This is a genomic window from Ruegeria sp. O4 (genome assembly GCF_056535125.1).
This window is the reverse complement of record NZ_JBQERO010000019.1, coordinates 53,865-69,844: the sequence shown is the minus strand read 5'-3', so window position 1 is coordinate 69,844 and position 15,980 is coordinate 53,865. Positions and strand designations below refer to the sequence as shown.

The 15,980-nt window shown below is 60.9% G+C and carries 16 protein-coding genes and 1 riboswitch; of the genes, 13 read left to right on the top strand and 3 right to left on the bottom strand.

Annotated elements, in window-relative coordinates:
- Positions 1-235: 235 nt before the first annotated feature.
- Together ACR0J7_RS17175 and ACR0J7_RS17170 are read right to left on the bottom strand one after the other, a co-directional pair.
- Complete coding sequence (locus tag ACR0J7_RS17175) at positions 236-400, bottom strand: hypothetical protein (RefSeq protein ID WP_480915076.1); 165 nt, start codon at positions 398-400, stop codon at positions 236-238.
- Positions 401-771: 371 nt separating this feature from the next.
- Positions 772-1,767, bottom strand: coding sequence for an NAD(P)-dependent oxidoreductase (locus ACR0J7_RS17170; protein WP_480915079.1), 996 nt, complete (start codon positions 1,765-1,767; stop codon positions 772-774).
- Between the two features lie 102 nt (positions 1,768-1,869).
- Positions 1,870-2,074, top strand: a riboswitch (cobalamin riboswitch).
- Between the two features lie 94 nt (positions 2,075-2,168).
- Here ACR0J7_RS17170 and ACR0J7_RS17165 point away from each other — a divergent pair.
- The 7 genes from ACR0J7_RS17165 to cobJ are packed head-to-tail and all read left to right on the top strand — an operon-like array spanning position 2,169 to position 10,133.
- A complete protein-coding gene (locus ACR0J7_RS17165; RefSeq protein ID WP_267363658.1) occupies positions 2,169-2,543 on the top strand; it encodes a DUF1636 domain-containing protein in 375 nt (124 codons plus the stop codon).
- A gap of 4 nt (positions 2,544-2,547) precedes the next feature.
- A complete protein-coding gene (gene cobW, locus ACR0J7_RS17160; RefSeq protein WP_480484222.1) occupies positions 2,548-3,603 on the top strand; it encodes a cobalamin biosynthesis protein CobW in 1,056 nt (351 codons plus the stop codon).
- A 3-nt stretch (positions 3,604-3,606) separates the two neighbouring features.
- Positions 3,607-6,900, top strand: a complete 3,294-nt coding sequence (gene cobN / locus ACR0J7_RS17155; protein ID WP_480915074.1) for a cobaltochelatase subunit CobN — start codon at positions 3,607-3,609, stop codon at positions 6,898-6,900.
- Positions 6,897-8,018 carry a cobalamin biosynthesis protein CobG gene (locus ACR0J7_RS17150; RefSeq protein ID WP_480898082.1) on the top strand — a complete coding sequence of 374 codons (1,122 nt, stop codon included), beginning with the start codon at positions 6,897-6,899 and terminating at the stop codon, positions 8,016-8,018. The genes cobN and ACR0J7_RS17150 overlap by 4 nt, the downstream gene beginning before the upstream one ends.
- Positions 8,018-8,647, top strand: a complete 630-nt coding sequence (locus tag ACR0J7_RS17145) for a precorrin-8X methylmutase (RefSeq protein WP_480484225.1) — start codon at positions 8,018-8,020, stop codon at positions 8,645-8,647. The genes ACR0J7_RS17150 and ACR0J7_RS17145 overlap by 1 nt, the downstream gene beginning before the upstream one ends.
- On the top strand, positions 8,644-9,372 hold the full coding sequence (locus tag ACR0J7_RS17140) for a precorrin-2 C(20)-methyltransferase (protein WP_209503323.1): 729 nt from the start codon (positions 8,644-8,646) through the stop codon (positions 9,370-9,372). The genes ACR0J7_RS17145 and ACR0J7_RS17140 overlap by 4 nt, the downstream gene beginning before the upstream one ends.
- Positions 9,369-10,133, top strand: a complete 765-nt coding sequence (gene cobJ, locus ACR0J7_RS17135; protein WP_480915072.1) for a precorrin-3B C(17)-methyltransferase — start codon at positions 9,369-9,371, stop codon at positions 10,131-10,133. The genes ACR0J7_RS17140 and cobJ overlap by 4 nt, the downstream gene beginning before the upstream one ends.
- Here cobJ and ACR0J7_RS17130 read toward each other — a convergent pair.
- Positions 10,124-10,855, bottom strand: a complete 732-nt coding sequence (locus ACR0J7_RS17130; protein WP_480915070.1) for a cobalt-precorrin-6A reductase — start codon at positions 10,853-10,855, stop codon at positions 10,124-10,126. The genes cobJ and ACR0J7_RS17130 overlap by 10 nt on opposite strands.
- On the opposite strand from ACR0J7_RS17130, the gene cbiE reads away from it, so the two are divergent.
- Genes cbiE through cobF form a run of 6 tightly spaced genes read left to right on the top strand, consistent with a single transcriptional unit; the run spans position 10,854 to position 15,979 of the window.
- Positions 10,854-12,053, top strand: coding sequence for a precorrin-6y C5,15-methyltransferase (decarboxylating) subunit CbiE (gene cbiE, locus ACR0J7_RS17125; protein WP_480915068.1), 1,200 nt, complete (start codon positions 10,854-10,856; stop codon positions 12,051-12,053). The two genes, ACR0J7_RS17130 and cbiE, sit on opposite strands and share 2 nt — an antisense overlap.
- The gene (locus ACR0J7_RS17120; protein ID WP_480915066.1) at positions 12,050-12,418 is read left to right on the top strand and encodes a cobalamin biosynthesis protein; all 369 of its coding nucleotides are present in this window, start codon (positions 12,050-12,052) and stop codon (positions 12,416-12,418) included. The genes cbiE and ACR0J7_RS17120 overlap by 4 nt, the downstream gene beginning before the upstream one ends.
- Complete coding sequence (gene cobM / locus ACR0J7_RS17115) at positions 12,415-13,209, top strand: precorrin-4 C(11)-methyltransferase (protein WP_480915064.1); 795 nt, start codon at positions 12,415-12,417, stop codon at positions 13,207-13,209. Before ACR0J7_RS17120 ends, cobM begins: the two co-directional genes overlap by 4 nt.
- On the top strand, positions 13,196-14,518 hold the full coding sequence (locus tag ACR0J7_RS17110) for a cobyrinic acid a,c-diamide synthase CobB (RefSeq protein WP_480915078.1): 1,323 nt from the start codon (positions 13,196-13,198) through the stop codon (positions 14,516-14,518). Before cobM ends, ACR0J7_RS17110 begins: the two co-directional genes overlap by 14 nt.
- The gene (gene cobA, locus ACR0J7_RS17105; protein WP_267363673.1) at positions 14,515-15,243 is read left to right on the top strand and encodes a uroporphyrinogen-III C-methyltransferase; all 729 of its coding nucleotides are present in this window, start codon (positions 14,515-14,517) and stop codon (positions 15,241-15,243) included. The genes ACR0J7_RS17110 and cobA overlap by 4 nt, the downstream gene beginning before the upstream one ends.
- Complete coding sequence (gene cobF / locus ACR0J7_RS17100) at positions 15,236-15,979, top strand: precorrin-6A synthase (deacetylating) (RefSeq protein WP_480915062.1); 744 nt, start codon at positions 15,236-15,238, stop codon at positions 15,977-15,979. The genes cobA and cobF overlap by 8 nt, the downstream gene beginning before the upstream one ends.
- The last annotated feature ends 1 nt before the right edge of the window (position 15,980 follow it).

The following is a 15,980-nucleotide window of genomic DNA, read 5'->3' as shown; positions in this document are numbered from 1 at the left end:
AAATTCGTCCGTCCGTTTCAGTCCCATAGTTCGTCTCCTTTGCTGCAATAAATGCTATCAAAGGAGCGGCAGCAAACCGCGACACGTCCATAATGCCTAAAGAACCCCCCGATCACGTAAGGCAGTTCAACGAGTATGCTGCGGGAAACAGTAATCAAATAGCCTCTCACAGCAGGAGACTCATCGAGTCAATCACCGGTAAGAAAGCAGTTGTGCGACAACCCAAAGATTGAGGTTAGGTGACCAAACCTAGAATAACGACAATGGCCAGCGTCACCTCAGAGCCAATCGCCATCTCAGCATAAGGATTTCTGCTATTGATCTTAGCGGTCTCATCGATGAGCCTCGTGGTCTCAGCGTTCATCTTGGCGATCATCTGATCGAACTGCGCTTGGTCCACCTCACCTACTCCCGCTTTGGTCGTACTCTTTGAGCCTATTGGACTTACGCGGGGTTGTCACCGAAGGCATTAACCCGAACTTCCGCAGGTAGTTTGGAGGATATAAGGCGCATCCTCTGGAGGATACAGAAAATTCAACACGTTGTTTTTATTGTATTTTACTAAGAAGTCTCGATTCCGGTACTCGCCTCCAACTACATCCTAATCGCTGACTTGGCCCCGCAGTACGCGCGTGTGACGCTTGGTATTTTCAGACGTTCATGGCCCGCGATTCTGTCGAACTGCGGGCCAGATATGGCGTGTTTTTTCGGAACACCTGCCTACCCCTGCTCGTTCACGGGGCGCGATGTAGTCTGGTGTTTGCCTTACCCTCAGGCGCGCCCTTGTGGCACAACCTCGTATCCCGGCTCTTCCGGTTCATCATCCGTCATTTCGGCTGGAAAGCCCGGGGCGGTGATATCCAGGCCGGTTGCCTCTTCCAGCCGTTTGATAATATTTGGTGAAAGCTCGCGTTCGCCATATCGTGCGATACCATCGTTAAAGATGTTGATCATCACCGGGTTTATTTCCAGCGGCACCCCGGCGCGGTCGGCGACCTCCTGAAACAAACCGATATCCTTCTTCACCAGATCCATGGTGAAGGAAATATCGCGCGACCCGTTCAAGATGACCTGACTTTCGGTTTCGTGCACGAAGGACGTGCCGGACGAGATTTTGATCGCCTCATAGGTCGTGTTCAGATCCATCCCCGCAGCCTTTGCCGTAACTAGTGCTTCGGCGCAGGTGATCAGGTTGGCGGTGGCAAGATAATTGGTCATCACTTTCAGCACCGAGGCCGAACCCAGTTCGCCGGTGTGCAAAACCCGGCGGCCCATTGTCGTCAGGAACGGCAGAATTCGTTCAAACGTTTCCCGGTCACAGCCCGCAAAGATCGAGATATTGCCCGTCGCGGCACGGTGGCACCCGCCAGAAACCGGGCAATCGACGGCCGCACCGCCGCGCAATATGACTTCGGCTCCCAGGCGTTTGACTTCGGCCTCGTCTGTGGTCGACATCTCCATCCAGATCTTGCCGGGGCCCACTTCGGGCAACATCTCCTTCATAACTGCGTCCGATGCTGCCGGAGACGGCAGACAGGTGATCACCGCATCGCAATCGCGCATCAACTGGGCGGGCCCCTCAGCCGCCTTTGCACCTTTGGCGACAAACTCGGCCACCAGATCCGCGTTCAGGTCATGAACAGTCAGATCAATGCCGTTGCGCAAAAGGGATCCCGAAAGCTTGCCGCCTACGTTACCCAGACCGATAAATCCCACTTTCATATGACGCATCTCCAAGTTCGTCGTTTTCCCGTCATGCGACCACATACCGAACACATTCTTCATGCCGCCGAACGACGCCTACAGGTCGCTTTTTTCACCTTGGCTTATTTGTTGCGCGCGAACCGCTTGACAAGCGGGTCGGCGGTGCCGCATGTCCCGGACGTTGGTGTCGGCAACAGCCGATGAAAAGGGAATGCGTCAACGGTTCATCCGCCAAACGCAGCCGCCCCCGCGACCGTGACCGGAGAGGATGCCCAATGCCACTGGCCTGTGCCGGGAAGGCGGGACATCCGACAGAGCGACCGCTCTGGCATCCGCAAGCCGGGAGACCTGCCAACACCCGAAGTTGAAACCGGGCGGGGTGTTCCGGTGTCGGGTCCATGTGCAGACGTGGTGCCCGCATGAAACCCCGTCCCCCGCGAAGAGGATTTGGGGGGATGAGAGACATGACCGAGACCGCACCGGTAGAACTACTGGTCTGCACGACTTGCCGCCGGGGTCTGCCCGTCGAGGATGACGCTGAGCGTCCCGGCACATTGTTGCACAAGGCTTTGGAACAGGCAGCCCTGCCAGATGGCATCATTCTGAAACCTGTCGAATGCCTTTCGAACTGCGATCAGGGCTGTTCCATCGTTCTTCGGGGCGGGCCGGATCGCTGGACCTTTGTTTACGAGAACCTGAACGAAGTCGATCACGTCGATGTCATCATCGATGGTGTGACCAAGTATCTGGCCACAGACGATGGTCTGGTGAAGTGGCGCGACCGTCCTGAACATTTCCGCAAAAACTGCGCCTCGCGCATTCCCCCGATTGGAGGCTGAGATCATGTCGAACCTAGAAAAACTTCCCGTCACCGTGATCACCGGCTTTCTGGGCTCGGGCAAAACCACGCTGGTGCGTCATCTGATGCAGAACCCGCAGGGAAAGCGTCTTGCGATTGTTGTTAACGAGTTTGGCGATGTGGGTGTTGATGGTGACATTCTAAAATCCTGCGCGATACCGGATTGCCCTGCGGAAAACATCATGGAACTGGCAAACGGCTGCATTTGCTGCACCGTGGCTGATGATTTCATTCCGACCATCGAGGCGCTGATGGCGCTGGAACCGCGCCCGGATCACATCCTGATCGAAACATCCGGCCTTGCACTGCCCAAACCGCTGCTGAAAGCATTTGATTGGCCTGATATCCGTTCGAAAATCACCGTTGATGGCGTGATTGCGCTGGCCGATGCCGAGGCTGTGGCCGCCGGTCGCTTTGCTCCGAACGTTGAAGCGGTGGATGCCCAACGGCTGGCTGATGACTCGATCGATCACGAAACACCCTTGTCCGAGGTGTTCGAAGATCAAATCTCGTGCGCGGATATCATCCTGCTGACCAAGCCCGATCTAGCAGGTCCCGAAGGTGTCGCGAAAGCCAAACAGATCATCGCCGCCGAGGCACCGCGGCCGCTTCCCGTTGTCGAGGTCGCCGAGGGTGTCGTCGACGTACGTGTCGTGCTTGGCCTTGAGGCTGCCGTCGAAGATGACATGGACGCGCGCCCGTCACATCACGATGGCCATCACGATCATGAGCATGACGATTTCGAGAGCATCATCGTCGAGTTGCCGGAACAGACCGACCCTGCGGAACTGGTAGCCAGAATCGAACGTCTTGCGACTGAGCTGAATATCCTGCGCGTCAAAGGCTATGCCGCCGTCGCTGGCAAACCGATGCGCCTGCTGGTTCAGGCTGTCGGCGCGCGGGTTCGTCACCAATACGACCGCCCGTGGGAGCCCGGTGAAGAGCGCCGCTCGCGCCTGGTCGTGATTGCCGAGCATGACGACATCAAAGAAGCCGAAATCCGTGATATCCTCGTGGGTGTGACCGAGGTTGCCGAGTAAGTCATGCACGTCGTCTTTCGCGAAAGCCACGGGCTCGAGGAAACCGAGACCCCAACCGATCTGGGCCAAAGCCCGGGTGATCTGGTTGTGCTGTCCTTTTCCGACAGTGACCTGGGCGCTTTCGCGGCGGGCTGGCATCGCGGCGGCGGGCCTGAGGGGCGGATGCCCACGATGCGGCTGGCCAATCTTGCGGCGCTGAAGCACCCTCTGTCCGTCGATACCTATGTCGAACAGACACTTGAGGGCGCAAAGGGCATCCTGATCCGTCTGATAGGTGGCGTGCCCTATTGGTCTTACGGGCTGCAACAGGTTCTGGCACTGGCGCAAGCCAAAGGCATCGCGTTAGCCGTTTTACCGGCGGATGGGCGTGAAGACACTCGGTTGGATGAGTATTCGACCCTGCCCCTCTCGACCCTGAGGCGGCTGGCACATCTGTGTGACACCGGCGGCGAAGTCGCCGCGCAGGCCGCATTGGCCCAGATGGCCTTGGCAGCAGGGCTTTATGCCGGGCCAGTAATGGGCGCGAAAACCCTGCCCGAATGCGGTGCGTGGTGTCCAGATCAGGGTGTCGTCCCGGTGGGTTCCGCATTCCAGAACGATACGAAACGCATCCTTGTCACCTTTTATCGCGCGTATCTGACATCCGCAGACACCGCCCCGGTCGCGGCCCTGATCCGCAGCCTGCGCGCCCGCGGGCTTCAGGCGGTGGGTCTGTTTGCCCCGTCGCTCAAGACCCCAGCCGCTGCCGACTGGCTCAGGGAACAGGTCGTCGCCTTGCGACCGTCGGCGATCATCAACGCCACTTCATTCTCGGGCAAGGGCGCGTCCGGCACGTCGCCTCTGGACGCAGCGGATGTGCCGGTGTTTCAGGTCGCTCTCGCCACCTCGCGACGCAAGGCCTGGGCGGAGGCCGAACGCGGCCTGTCACCCGCCGACCTCGCCATGCATGTGGTATTGCCCGAAGTGGACGGGCGAATATCGGCAGGCGTTGTCTCTTTCAAAGAACCGGGCAAGCGCGATCCGCATTTGGAATACTCCCGTTTTGCGCATCGGGCCGAGTCGGACCGGATCGAGGCGATCATCGATCGGGTATCGGGCTGGCTTGCCCTGAATGACAAACCCAAGGCAGACCAGATCCCCGCGTTGGTACTGTCCACATATCCCGGCAAAGACTGGCAAATGGCCCATGCGGTTGGTCTCGACGCGCTGGCCTCGGCTGAGGCGATGCTGTCTGATCTTTGCGGTGAAGGCTACGACATCGCGGCTGGCGATCCGGTTGCCGACGCACTCTTGGACGCCCGGATATCGTGGCCGCTTGAGGATTATCTGAGCGCACTCGCTGAATTGCCCCAAACCCTGCGCACCGATCTGCACACCGTATGGGGCAATCCTGAGCAAGACCCAACTTTCGCTCAGGGCGCGTTTCACTTCACGGCTTTGCGACGCGGCAAGGCGCTGGTCGCACTGCAACCAGAGCGCGGAACACCCGAACTGCGTGATGACGACTATCACGACCTTTCGCGTACCCCGCGCCATAGCTATGTGGCCTTCTATTTGTGGCTGCGCAAAGGTCTTGGCGCGGATGCGCTGATCCATATCGGTGCGCATGGCACACTGGAATGGCTGCCCGGCAAATCGGTCGCCCTATCAGCAGACTGCTGGCCCGAGGCGCTGATCCGTGACCTGCCGGTGATCTACCCGTTCATCGTCAACGACCCGGGTGAGGCCGCGCAGGCCAAACGCCGGATCAGCGCCGTGACCCTGGGCCACATCCCACCCCCCATGAAAGAAAGCGGAACGCCTGACCGGATGGTGCGGCTGGAAGCCCTGCTGGACGAGTTCTCAAACGCGGACGGCCTTGACCCCAGACGCCGTGACCGGTTGCAGGAAGATATCCGGGATGAGGCGCAAGCCATTGGGCTGGAGCACGATCTGGGCCTGAACCAGGCCACCAGCACCGCCGAAGCAATCACCCGCATCGACCGCTTTGTCTGCGATATCAAGGAAAGTCAGTTTGGCGACGGGCTGCACGTCTATGGGCGTGTCCCGGATGTGACCGGCAGTTTCGACCCAGCCCCATCCGCCCATGCCGAACGCAAGGCCCTGATCAATGCGCTGGCCGGCAAGCGGATCGAGGCTGGCCCGTCCGGCTCGCCCTATCGGGGCCGCTCTGACGTGCTGCCGACCGGGCGAAACCTGTTTACCACCGATCCTCGGTCTGTGCCCACCCGCGCAGCCTACGCGCAAGGTGTGAAACTGGCCGAGGAACTGGTACGGCGACACTTGCAGGAGGAAGGCGATTACCCGAAAGGGCTGATTGTCGATCTGTGGGGATCGGCCACCATGCGCACGGCGGGCGAAGAATTCGCCATGGCCCTGCACCTGCTGGGTGTAAAGCCGGTTTGGGACAAGGGGTCCGAGCGGGTTTCGGGTATCGAAGTGCTGCCCATCACCGACCTGAGCCGCCCGCGCCTGGACGTCACCCTGCGGGTTTCAGGCTTGTTTCGCGATGTGTTCCCTACGTTGTCAGCCCTTTATGGTCAGGCGGTCCGGGCTTTGTCAGAGCGTGATGAAGCGACCGACTGGAACCCCTATGCCGGTCACGCCCCGGCTGCGCGGGTGTTTGGCCCGGCACCCGGCAGTTACGGCCTGAACATGACCCATCTGTCCGAGACCTATACGGACGAAGCGCGCACCCAAGCCGGGGAGGCATGGCTGGAGGCCAGCTCGTACGCGCTGGAAGGTGAGCACGTTGCGCAAGACAAAGAGGGAATCACGGATCGTGTCGCCAATGCCGACAGTTTTGTTCACCTCCAGGATCTGACGGAAACTGACCTGCTGCTGGCCAACGATTATGCCACGCATGAGGCCGGTTTTGCCGCCGCCAAGAAATTCGTCGGCGGATCCGCGCAGCTTTACCATCTGGACAACACCAACCCCGATAATCCGCGCGCCCGGACTCTGCCGGAAGAAATCAGCCGCGTCGTTCATGCCCGTGCTGCCAACCCTGGCTGGATCGCGGGGATGCAGCGCCATGGTTTTCGCGGCGCCGCCGAGATTGCTGCGACGCTGGATCACATGGCCTCTTTTGCGCATCTGTCCGGAACCGTCGCTCCGCATCTATTTGATCTCTACCACGAAGCCACATTGGGCAATGAGGCCGTTGATGCCTTTCTGCAAGAGGCCAACCCGAAGGCCCATCAGGCCATGCAAGACAGGTTCCGTGCATTGCTGGAAGCGGGGCTTTGGAACACACGCCGGAATTCGATCCGTGCCGACTTGGAGGGTTTGGGATGAGTGCACCTATCGTTCAAGGCTGGTGCCCTGGCGCACATCGCCCGATGATGTCAGGCGACGGGCTGGTCGTGCGGGTCCGTCCGCGTCTGGCGCGACTGAGTGCCAGGCAGGCTATTGGTTTGTGCGAACTGGCTGAACGGTTCGGCAACGGCACCATTGACCTGACCAATCGTGCCAACCTGCAACTGCGCGGCGTGGATGAGCGCGACCACCAGCCGTTGCTTGTGGAACTTGCAGCGCTGAACTTGCTTGATACGGAACCCGGCATCGAAGTACGCCGCAATATTCTGGTCACTCCGCTCTATCAGGCGGGCGATTTGACCGCGCGGCTGACACTGGAGTTGATTGATCGACTGGCCGAATTGCCTGCTCTGCCCGCTAAGTTTGGTTTTGCCATAGATACAGGCCCGAAGCGCCTGTTGGCCTCGGATTCTGCAGATATTCGTCTGGAGCTGGGTGCCGGCGGTCCGATCCTGCGCGCCGACGGCTGCAAAACCGGGCGGTCTGTGACCGAGGATAACGCCATTGACAACGTGATCGCATTGGCCCTGTGGTTTTCTGAGACTTACACGGCCGAGACACGTCGCATGGCGCGGGTCACCCACGCGTTGCCACAGGAATGGCAGGGATTTGCCCCCGGTCCTTTCGGTGAAAAACTGCAACCCGGCCCCTGTGAACTGGGTGCTCTCTACGGCGCGGCTTTCGGCTCGCTGCCTGCGCACAAGCTTTGTGAACTGATCGAAGCCAGCGGCGCTTCTGCCTTGCGTGTCACACCGTGGCGGCTGATCCTGCTGGAAGGCGGGGCGGCGATACCCTCCCCGGATTTCGTCATGGACGGAGCCGATCCGATGATGACAACCGACGCCTGCCCCGGCGCGCCGTTCTGCCCGCAAGCGCAGGTGGAAACCCGCGACATCGCCCGTGCATTGGCTCGGCGCATTCACGGTCGTCTGCATGTCTCGGGCTGCGCCAAGGGGTGCGCCCATATGGGCCCGGCCGAGATCACAGTGGTCGGCAACAACGGGCGATTTGATCTTGTCAAACAGGGCCGCGCGGGGGATGAGCCCAGCCAACGCGGGCTCGACCCGGAAACACTCATGACTATGGACTTCACCTGATGCCCTATACATACGAAACTGATGGCGCGGCGATCTACAAGGAAAGCTTTGCCACCATCCGGTCCGAGGCTGATCTGGCCCGCTTTGATACCGATGAAGAGCAGGTCGCCGTTCGGATGATCCACGCCGCCGGCATGGTCGGGCTGGAGGAGTTTGTACATTTCTCACCCGGATTTGTGCAGGCCGCACGCACGGCGCTGGAAAACGGCGCGGCGATCCTGTGTGACGCGCGCATGGTCAGCGAAGGTGTGACCCGCTTCCGTCTGCCTGCCGACAACCAGGTGATCTGCACCCTCCATGACGAACGCGTGCGCCCTCTGGCCACCAAGATGAGCAACACCCGTTCTGCCGCTGCGCTGGAATTCTGGCGTCCGCATCTGGAAGGTGCTCTGGTCGCCATTGGAAACGCGCCCACCGCGCTGTTTCACTTGCTGAACATGCTGGAAGACCCGGATTGCCCGCGCCCTGCTGCGATCATCGGCTGCCCGGTCGGATTTGTCGGAGCGATGGAATCCAAAGATGCGCTATGGCAGGCGCAACCGGTGCCGTCCTGCATTGTCAAAGGTCGTCTGGGCGGCAGCGCCATCACCGTGGCGGCCATCAACGCCATTGCAAGCCGGGCAGAATGAAGATGGGCACCATATACGGTGTGGGCCTTGGCCCCGGCGATCCGGATCTGATGAGCGTCCGGGCTGATCGCCTGCTGCGCAACGCCAAGCATGTGGCATTCTTTCGCAAACCGGGTCGCAGCGGTCAGGCCCGCAAAATCGTCAACGGGATGATCCCCGAAGGCGCGATTGAATTCCCGATGGAATACCCTGTGACCACCGAGATCCCGGTCACCGATCCGCGTTATAACGAGTTGCTGGCCGCATTCTATGAAGAGTGCACAGCGCACCTTAAGACGCTGTCGGAACAGGGCGAGGATGTGGTGGTCCTGTGTGAGGGCGATCCGTTTTTCTACGGCTCGTTCATGCATCTTTACAATCGGTTGCGTGACGAAGCTCCGGTCGAGGTTGTGCCAGCCATCACCGGCATGTCCGGTGCGTGGACGGCCACGGGCGATCCGATCACATGGGGCGATGATGTGCTGACCGTGCTGGTTGGCACTCTGCCCGAGGAGGTTTTGGCTGAACGTATGGCGCAGACAGATGCTTTGGTCGTGATGAAAATCGGGCGGAACATCGACAAGGTGAAACGCGCACTGAAAACCTCCGGGCTGTACGACCGCGCTTGGATTGTCGAATATGCGCAAATGCCGAACCAGACGGTGACAAAGCTGTCCGAAGCCTGCGAGAAGATCACCCCGTATTTCTCGATCATCGTTGTGCACGGTCAGGGGCGGCGACCATGAGCGGTTGGGTCAAGATCGCAGGCCTTGGTCCGGGGGATGAGGCTCTGGTCACCCCTGAAGTTACAGCGGCTTTGGCCGACGCCACCGATGTAGTGGGCTATATCCCTTATGTGGCCCGCGTGGCCGACCGCCCCGGCCTGACCCTGCACGCCAGTGACAACCGGGTTGAAATCGACCGCTCGCAACACGCGCTGCAAATGGCCTCCGAAGGCAGGCGGGTGGTTGTTGTGTCCTCGGGCGATCCCGGTGTGTTTGCTATGGCGGCAGCCGTGTTCGAAGCGTTGGAGAATGGCCCAACAGCATGGCGTGACCTTCAGATCGATGTACTGCCGGGGATCACGGCGATGCTGGCCGCATCCGCGCGCGCAGGCGCTCCGATGGGGCATGATTTCTGCGCCATCAACCTTAGTGATAACCTAAAGCCATGGGCGCTGATCGAAAAGCGCCTGCGCTTAGCTGCGCAAGGCGATTTTTCGATGGCCTTCTATAATCCCCGCTCGAAATCTCGCCCGGAAGGCTTTGTAAAGACACTGGAAATCCTGCGCGAAGAATGTGAACCCGAGCGAGTGATCCTGTTTGCACGCGCCGTGTCACGAGCGGATGAGGTGATCCGGATTTCCACACTGGCCGAGGCCACGCCCGAGATGGCGGATATGCAGACCGTGGTCATTGTCGGCTCGTCGCGTACCCGGGTCATCGAACGCCACGGCACGCCGATCGTCTATACGCCACGCTTCACCCCGGTCGAGGATCAGGGATGAGACAGCCAGTCCAGAACCTGTGCGACAGTCGAAAGCTCGGTCCGCTTAGGCAGAACAGGGCGGTCGATCATAAGCACTGGCAGGCCCAGCGCCCGCGCTGCGTCCAGCTTGGCACGCGCACCCGAGCCGCCCGCGTTCTTGGACACCACAAGTTGCGCCCTGTGTTGCTGCATCAGCGCACGGTCATCAGCTTCTGTAAAAGGACCCCGGGCCACGACCACCTCTGCGTTGGGCAAGGGCAAAGTGTCGGGCTCATCCACAAGGCGCAGCAGGTAGTAATGCTGGGGCTGAGCAGCAAAGTCTTCAAGGTGCATACGTCCGACAGCCAAAAACACACGCTGCGGATCACCTGCAAGCGCATCGACGGCGGCAGTGATATCGGGCACGCGGTGCCAGACATCGCCGGGTTGCGGCTTCCACGCCGCGCGGGTCAAGGCGGCCAGTGGAACCTGCGTTGTGTGACACGCCTCAATCGCGTTCCGGCTCATCTGCGCCGCAAATGGATGGGTCGCATCCACGACATGGGTGATCGCGTTTTCACGGATGTATTGGGCCAGACCTTCCGGGCCGCCAAACCCGCCAACTCGCACCGGCAACGGCTGCGGACGCGGGGTTTCCACCCGTCCCGCATAAGAATACACAGCCGCAATCCCTTGTTCCGCAACAGCTTTGGCCAAAGCGTTGGCCTCGGTCGTGCCGCCAAGAATCAGGAGGTTGGGCATGTCTGAAACTCCGTGGCTGACCGTTCTGGGATTGGGCGAAGATGGGTTTGATGGCCTGTCGCCTGCAAGCCGTCAAGTGCTGGACCGGGCCGAAGTGATCATGGGGCCGCCTCGTCACCTGTCGCTGCTGCCGGAAAACGAGGCTGAGCGCGTCGAATGGCCGGTGCCGTTCTCGGACGGATTGCCGATCCTGAAAGGCCTGCGCGGACGGCAGACGGTGGTTCTGGCGTCAGGTGATCCGTTCTGGTTTGGCGCGGGGTCCGTCATCGCGCGTAACTTCGATGCCAACGAGTGGACCGCCCTGCCCGGCCAGTCCACATTTTCGCTGGCCGCTGCGCGGCTGGGCTGGCCTTTGGAAAGCACGCTGACCTTTGGCCTGCACGCTGCGCCTTTGACCCGATTGCGACCGCATCTGGCCCCGGGACTTCATGCCATTGCGCTATTGCGTGACGGAAAGGCGGTTGCTGAACTGGCGACATATCTAAGCGAAACCGGATTTGCCGACAGCGCGTTGCATGTGATGCAGGCCCTCGGCGGCCCGCGTGAAAACGTCCAGACAGTGAGCCTGACCGAAGCTCTGCTGGGAACCTTCGATCATCCTGTCTGCGTCGGGTTGGAAGTGACCGGCACTGGGCGGGCTGTGTCCAAGGCCTCGGGCAAGCCGGATGATCTTTTTGAAACCGACGGCCAGATCACCAAACGCCCGATCCGGGCGCTGACCCTGTCCGCATTGGCGCCACAGAGGGGTGAGCATCTGTGGGACATTGGCGGTGGCACCGGCTCGATCAGTATTGAATGGCTGATGTGCGACCCGACCCTGACCGCCACCAGTATCGAACCCCGCGCTGACAGGGCCGAACGCATTCGTCGCAATGCCGACGCGCTGGGGCAGGATCGGTTACAGGTTGTCCACGGTACCGCGCCCGGAGCGCTGCCCGGTTTGCCCCTGCCGGACGTGGTTTTCATCGGCGGTGGGCTCAGCCCCAGTCTGCTGGCGTGGCTTCGCGACGCCCTGCCCGCTGGCACCCGGTTGGTCGCCAATGCGGTAACGTTGGAAAGCGAAGCGCTGTTGGCGCGATGGCACCAAGACCTGGGCGGAGACCTGTTGCGGATCGAACTGGCACATTCTGCACCGCTCGGACCGCGGCGCGGCTGGAAATCTGCCTATCCGGTCGTGCAGTGGAGCGTGACCTTATGATCGTGGCAGGCTTGGGCTTTTCATCAGACGCGACGGCAGACAGTTTGCGCGCCGCCTATGACGCGGCAGCGGCCAGCCATGATGTCCAAGCGCTAGCGACGGTTGCCGACAAAAGCGGCCACTCTGCGCTGGCGGCCTTTGCGGAAAGCCTTGCCCTTCCGCTGCATTTCGTGGCGGCTGCCGATTTGGCCGGACAACGCACCCTGTCATGCTCGAACCGCAGCCGTGCCGCTTATGGCACCGGCAGCGTAGCCGAAGCATCCGCCCTTGCCGCCGCCGGGTCCGGCGCGCGGCTGCTTTCACCCAGACACATTTCGGACGACCGGCTGGCCACCTGCGCCATCGCCATCGGAGGACAAACATGACCGTTCATTTCATCGGCGCCGGACCGGGCGCTGCAGACCTGTTGACATTGCGTGGGCGCGACATCATCGCCTCGTGCCCCGTGTGCCTTTATGCCGGATCACTGGTGCCCGAGGAAATTCTGAGCCACTGCCCCAAAGACGCAAAAATCATCAACACTGCGCCCATGAATCTGGACCAGATCATGGCTGAGATCGAAGTCGCGCATAAAGCGGGTCAGGATGTGGCGCGGCTGCATTCGGGCGATTTGTCAGTCTGGTCGGCGATGGGCGAACAGATCCGCCGCCTGAAAGACTTGGGCATTCCGGTCAGTGTGACCCCTGGCGTACCATCCTTTGCCGCCGCGGCAGCGGCCCTGGGCACCGAACTGACCCTGCCGGGACTGGCGCAATCGGTGGTTCTGACCCGGACGCCGGGGCGCGCGTCATCCATGCCCGAAGGTGAAACGCTGGTGAATTTTGCCCGTACCGGCGCGACTTTGGCTATTCATCTGTCAATCGGCAATCTGGACAAGGTTATCGCAGACCTGACCCCGGCTTATGGCGCCGATTGCCCGGTGGCCGTTGTGTATCGCGCAAGCTGGCCGGATGAAAAGATCATCCGCGCAACGCTGGAAACCCTGAAAGGGTCGCTGGACGAAAGCATCTCGCGCACCGCTTTGATCATGGTAGGCCCCGCGCTGGCCGGTGAGGGTTTTGACGAAAGCTGTCTTTATTCCAGAGATTACGACCGCCGCTATCGCCCACAAAGTGCAGATAGCCCTTGGTCAAGCTGGAGCCATGGTGATGACTAACCCTCCGGGTATTTTGATTTCAGCTCCCTCTTCGGGTACCGGCAAGACGACGGTCATGCTGGGCCTTTTGCGCGCGCTGGCCGAAGATGGCCTGACCGTGCAACCCTTTAAAAGCGGGCCGGATTATATCGATCCCGCCTTTCACCGGGCGGCTGCCGGGCGGGCTTCGTTCAATCTGGACAGCTGGGCGATGGCAGATCCCCTGCTCGGCGCAATTTCTGCTCAGGCCGAAGGCGCTGACATTGTGGTGGCCGAGGGCTCGATGGGTTTGTTCGACGGTGTCGCAAAGCCTGGCGAAGTCGGGCACGGTTCGAGCGCCGAGACCGCCCTGCGCATGGGCTGGCCCGTTGTACTTGTGTTGGATGTGGGCGGGCAGGCACAATCAGCGGCGGCAACGGCGCTGGGGTTCAGGATGTACAATCCTGACCTGCCCTTTGCCGGAGTGATCCTGAACCGATGCGCCAGCCCCCGCCATGAACGCCTGACCCGTCTGGGGATGGAGCGCGCGGGCCTGCCTGTTCTGGGCGTCCTGCCCCGGCGTGGTGACTTGACCCTGCCCGAGCGGCACTTGGGACTTATTCAGGCGGTTGAACACCCCGATCTGGAAAGCGCCATTGTAGGCTATGCTGCGTTCTTGAGAGAACATGTGGACCTCGACGCAATCAAGCGGGCAGCTTCCTCAGGCCCCAGCGGACCTTCGTCAGCCGCGCTGCCGCAGCCCCCGGCCCAGCGAATCGCGCTGGCCCGTGATGCCGCCTTTTCCTTTACCTATCCCCACCTTTTGCAAGGGTGGCACGATGCGGGTGCCGAGATCCTGCCTTTTTCCCCCTTGGCAGACGAACCTCCGGCGGCGGATGCCGATCTGGTCTGGCTGCCTGGCGGGTATCCCGAATTGCATGCCGGAGCATTGGCGGCGGCCACCACCTTTCTGAGTGGACTGCGTAAACATGCGGAAACAAAACCGGTGCACGGAGAATGCGGCGGCTACATGGCGCTTGGTCAGGCGCTGATCGACAAGGACGGCGTGCAACATGAAATGGCCGGCTTGCTGGGGCTCGTCACATCCTACCAGAAGCGCAAGTTCAATCTTGGCTACAGAAAAGCCGAGTTGTTGGCCCCCATGCCCGGCTTTGCCAAAGGCGCAGCCTTGCGCGGGCACGAGTTCCACTATTCCTCGATCGTGGATCAACCGGACGCCCCATTGGCACGCGTGTTTGACGCCGAAGGGGAAGAAGGTCCGCAAACCGGATCACTGCGTGGCAATGTCACTGGCACGTTCTTTCACCTGATTGCGGAGGCGTCGGCATGAGCGGCTTTGTTTCTTTCATCGGCTCTGGCCCCGGTGATCCGGAACTGCTGACACTCAAGGCGGTGGACCGGATGCAAAAGGCCGATGCGATCCTGTTCGACGATCTCAGCAGCGGCCCGATCCTGAGCCATGCGCGCGACGATGCGGATCTGGTTGGCGTCGGAAAGCGGGCCGGTCGTCCGTCCCCCAAGCAGGACCATGTCAGCCGGTTGTTGGTGGATTACGCGCAGTCCGGTCAGCATGTGGTGCGCCTGAAATCAGGCGACGGCGGTATGTTCGGACGGCTTGAGGAAGAGCTTGTCGCCCTGCGCGCAGCTGGTATCGCCTATGAGATTATTCCCGGCGTCCCCTCAGCAGTGGCAGCGGCAGCGGCCGCAGGCATTCCATTGACGCGCAGGCTCACGGCCCGGCGGGTCCAGTTCGTGACCGGCCATGACGTCAGTGGTGAGTTGCCCGACGACCTGAACCTCAAGGCGCTGGCCGATCCACAGGCCACGACCGTCGTTTTCATGGGCAAGCGCACCTTTCCCCTGCTGGTCGAAGCCCTGCACACGCAAGGATTGCCGTTGGATACTCCGGCGCTTATGGCCGAATCCGTCTCGACTCCCGACCAAAAACTGCAACGCGCCACGATTGGCGCACTGGCAGAGCAGCTGAAAACCGAGATTGGCAAAGCACCGGCGCTGATCCTTTATGGTCCGCTGGCGGAGTTCGACGATGATTGATCTGAGCTTGATCGGCATCGGCACCGGCAATCCGGATCATGTAACTTTTCAAGGCGCGCAAGCCATCCGGGCGGCGGATTTGATCCTGATTCCGCGCAAAGGGGAAAACAAGGCTGATCTGGCCGGGCTGCGTGAAGCGATCATCGAGCGTGTCGCCGAAACGCCGCCACAGATCGCCTATTTCGATATTCCCCAGCGCCGGGCCGACGATGGCTACCTGCGCGGTGTCGATGAATGGCACGACGCCATCGCCCTGCGCTGGCAAGCGGCCATTGCCGCGCACCCAAAGGCGCAGCATGTCGCGTTGCTGATCTGGGGGGATCCGTCCCTCTATGACAGCTCACTGCGCATCGCTGCACGATTGAACCCGCAACCAAATACCAAGGTTATCCCCGGCATCACCGCGTTGCAGGCGCTGACCGCTGCCCATGCGATTCCGATCAATGATCTGGGCGCGCCCTACGTTGTCACAACCGGTCGTCGTATCCGGGATGAAGGCTGGCCTGATGCGGCCTCGAACGTCGCTGTGATGCTGGACGGCGAATGCTCGTTCCAAACCCTTGATTTGGCAAGTTATGACATCTGGTGGGGCGCCTATGTGGGTATGAAAGAAGAGGTTCTGATCAGTGGCCCGCTGGATGAGGTTGCGCAGAATATCCTTGAGACCCGGGCGAAAGCCCGCGCCGAACATGGCTGGATCATGGATATCTACCTATTGAAGGCTCGACGGAAGTAAC

Coding starts and splice junctions, on each gene's coding strand:
- ACR0J7_RS17170 (WP_480915079.1), bottom strand. CDS start 1,767: ATGTGGTCGCATGACGGGAAAACGACGAACTTGGAGATGCGTCATATG.
- ACR0J7_RS17165 (WP_267363658.1), top strand. CDS start 2,169: ATGACCGAGACCGCACCGGTAGAACTACTGGTCTGCACGACTTGCCGC.
- cobW (WP_480484222.1), top strand. CDS start 2,548: ATGTCGAACCTAGAAAAACTTCCCGTCACCGTGATCACCGGCTTTCTG.
- cobN (WP_480915074.1), top strand. CDS start 3,607: ATGCACGTCGTCTTTCGCGAAAGCCACGGGCTCGAGGAAACCGAGACC.
- ACR0J7_RS17150 (WP_480898082.1), top strand. CDS start 6,897: ATGAGTGCACCTATCGTTCAAGGCTGGTGCCCTGGCGCACATCGCCCG.
- ACR0J7_RS17145 (WP_480484225.1), top strand. CDS start 8,018: ATGCCCTATACATACGAAACTGATGGCGCGGCGATCTACAAGGAAAGC.
- ACR0J7_RS17140 (WP_209503323.1), top strand. CDS start 8,644: ATGAAGATGGGCACCATATACGGTGTGGGCCTTGGCCCCGGCGATCCG.
- cobJ (WP_480915072.1), top strand. CDS start 9,369: ATGAGCGGTTGGGTCAAGATCGCAGGCCTTGGTCCGGGGGATGAGGCT.
- cbiE (WP_480915068.1), top strand. CDS start 10,854: ATGTCTGAAACTCCGTGGCTGACCGTTCTGGGATTGGGCGAAGATGGG.
- ACR0J7_RS17130 (WP_480915070.1), bottom strand. CDS start 10,855: ATGCCCAACCTCCTGATTCTTGGCGGCACGACCGAGGCCAACGCTTTG.
- ACR0J7_RS17120 (WP_480915066.1), top strand. CDS start 12,050: ATGATCGTGGCAGGCTTGGGCTTTTCATCAGACGCGACGGCAGACAGT.
- cobM (WP_480915064.1), top strand. CDS start 12,415: ATGACCGTTCATTTCATCGGCGCCGGACCGGGCGCTGCAGACCTGTTG.
- ACR0J7_RS17110 (WP_480915078.1), top strand. CDS start 13,196: ATGGTGATGACTAACCCTCCGGGTATTTTGATTTCAGCTCCCTCTTCG.
- cobA (WP_267363673.1), top strand. CDS start 14,515: ATGAGCGGCTTTGTTTCTTTCATCGGCTCTGGCCCCGGTGATCCGGAA.
- cobF (WP_480915062.1), top strand. CDS start 15,236: ATGATTGATCTGAGCTTGATCGGCATCGGCACCGGCAATCCGGATCAT.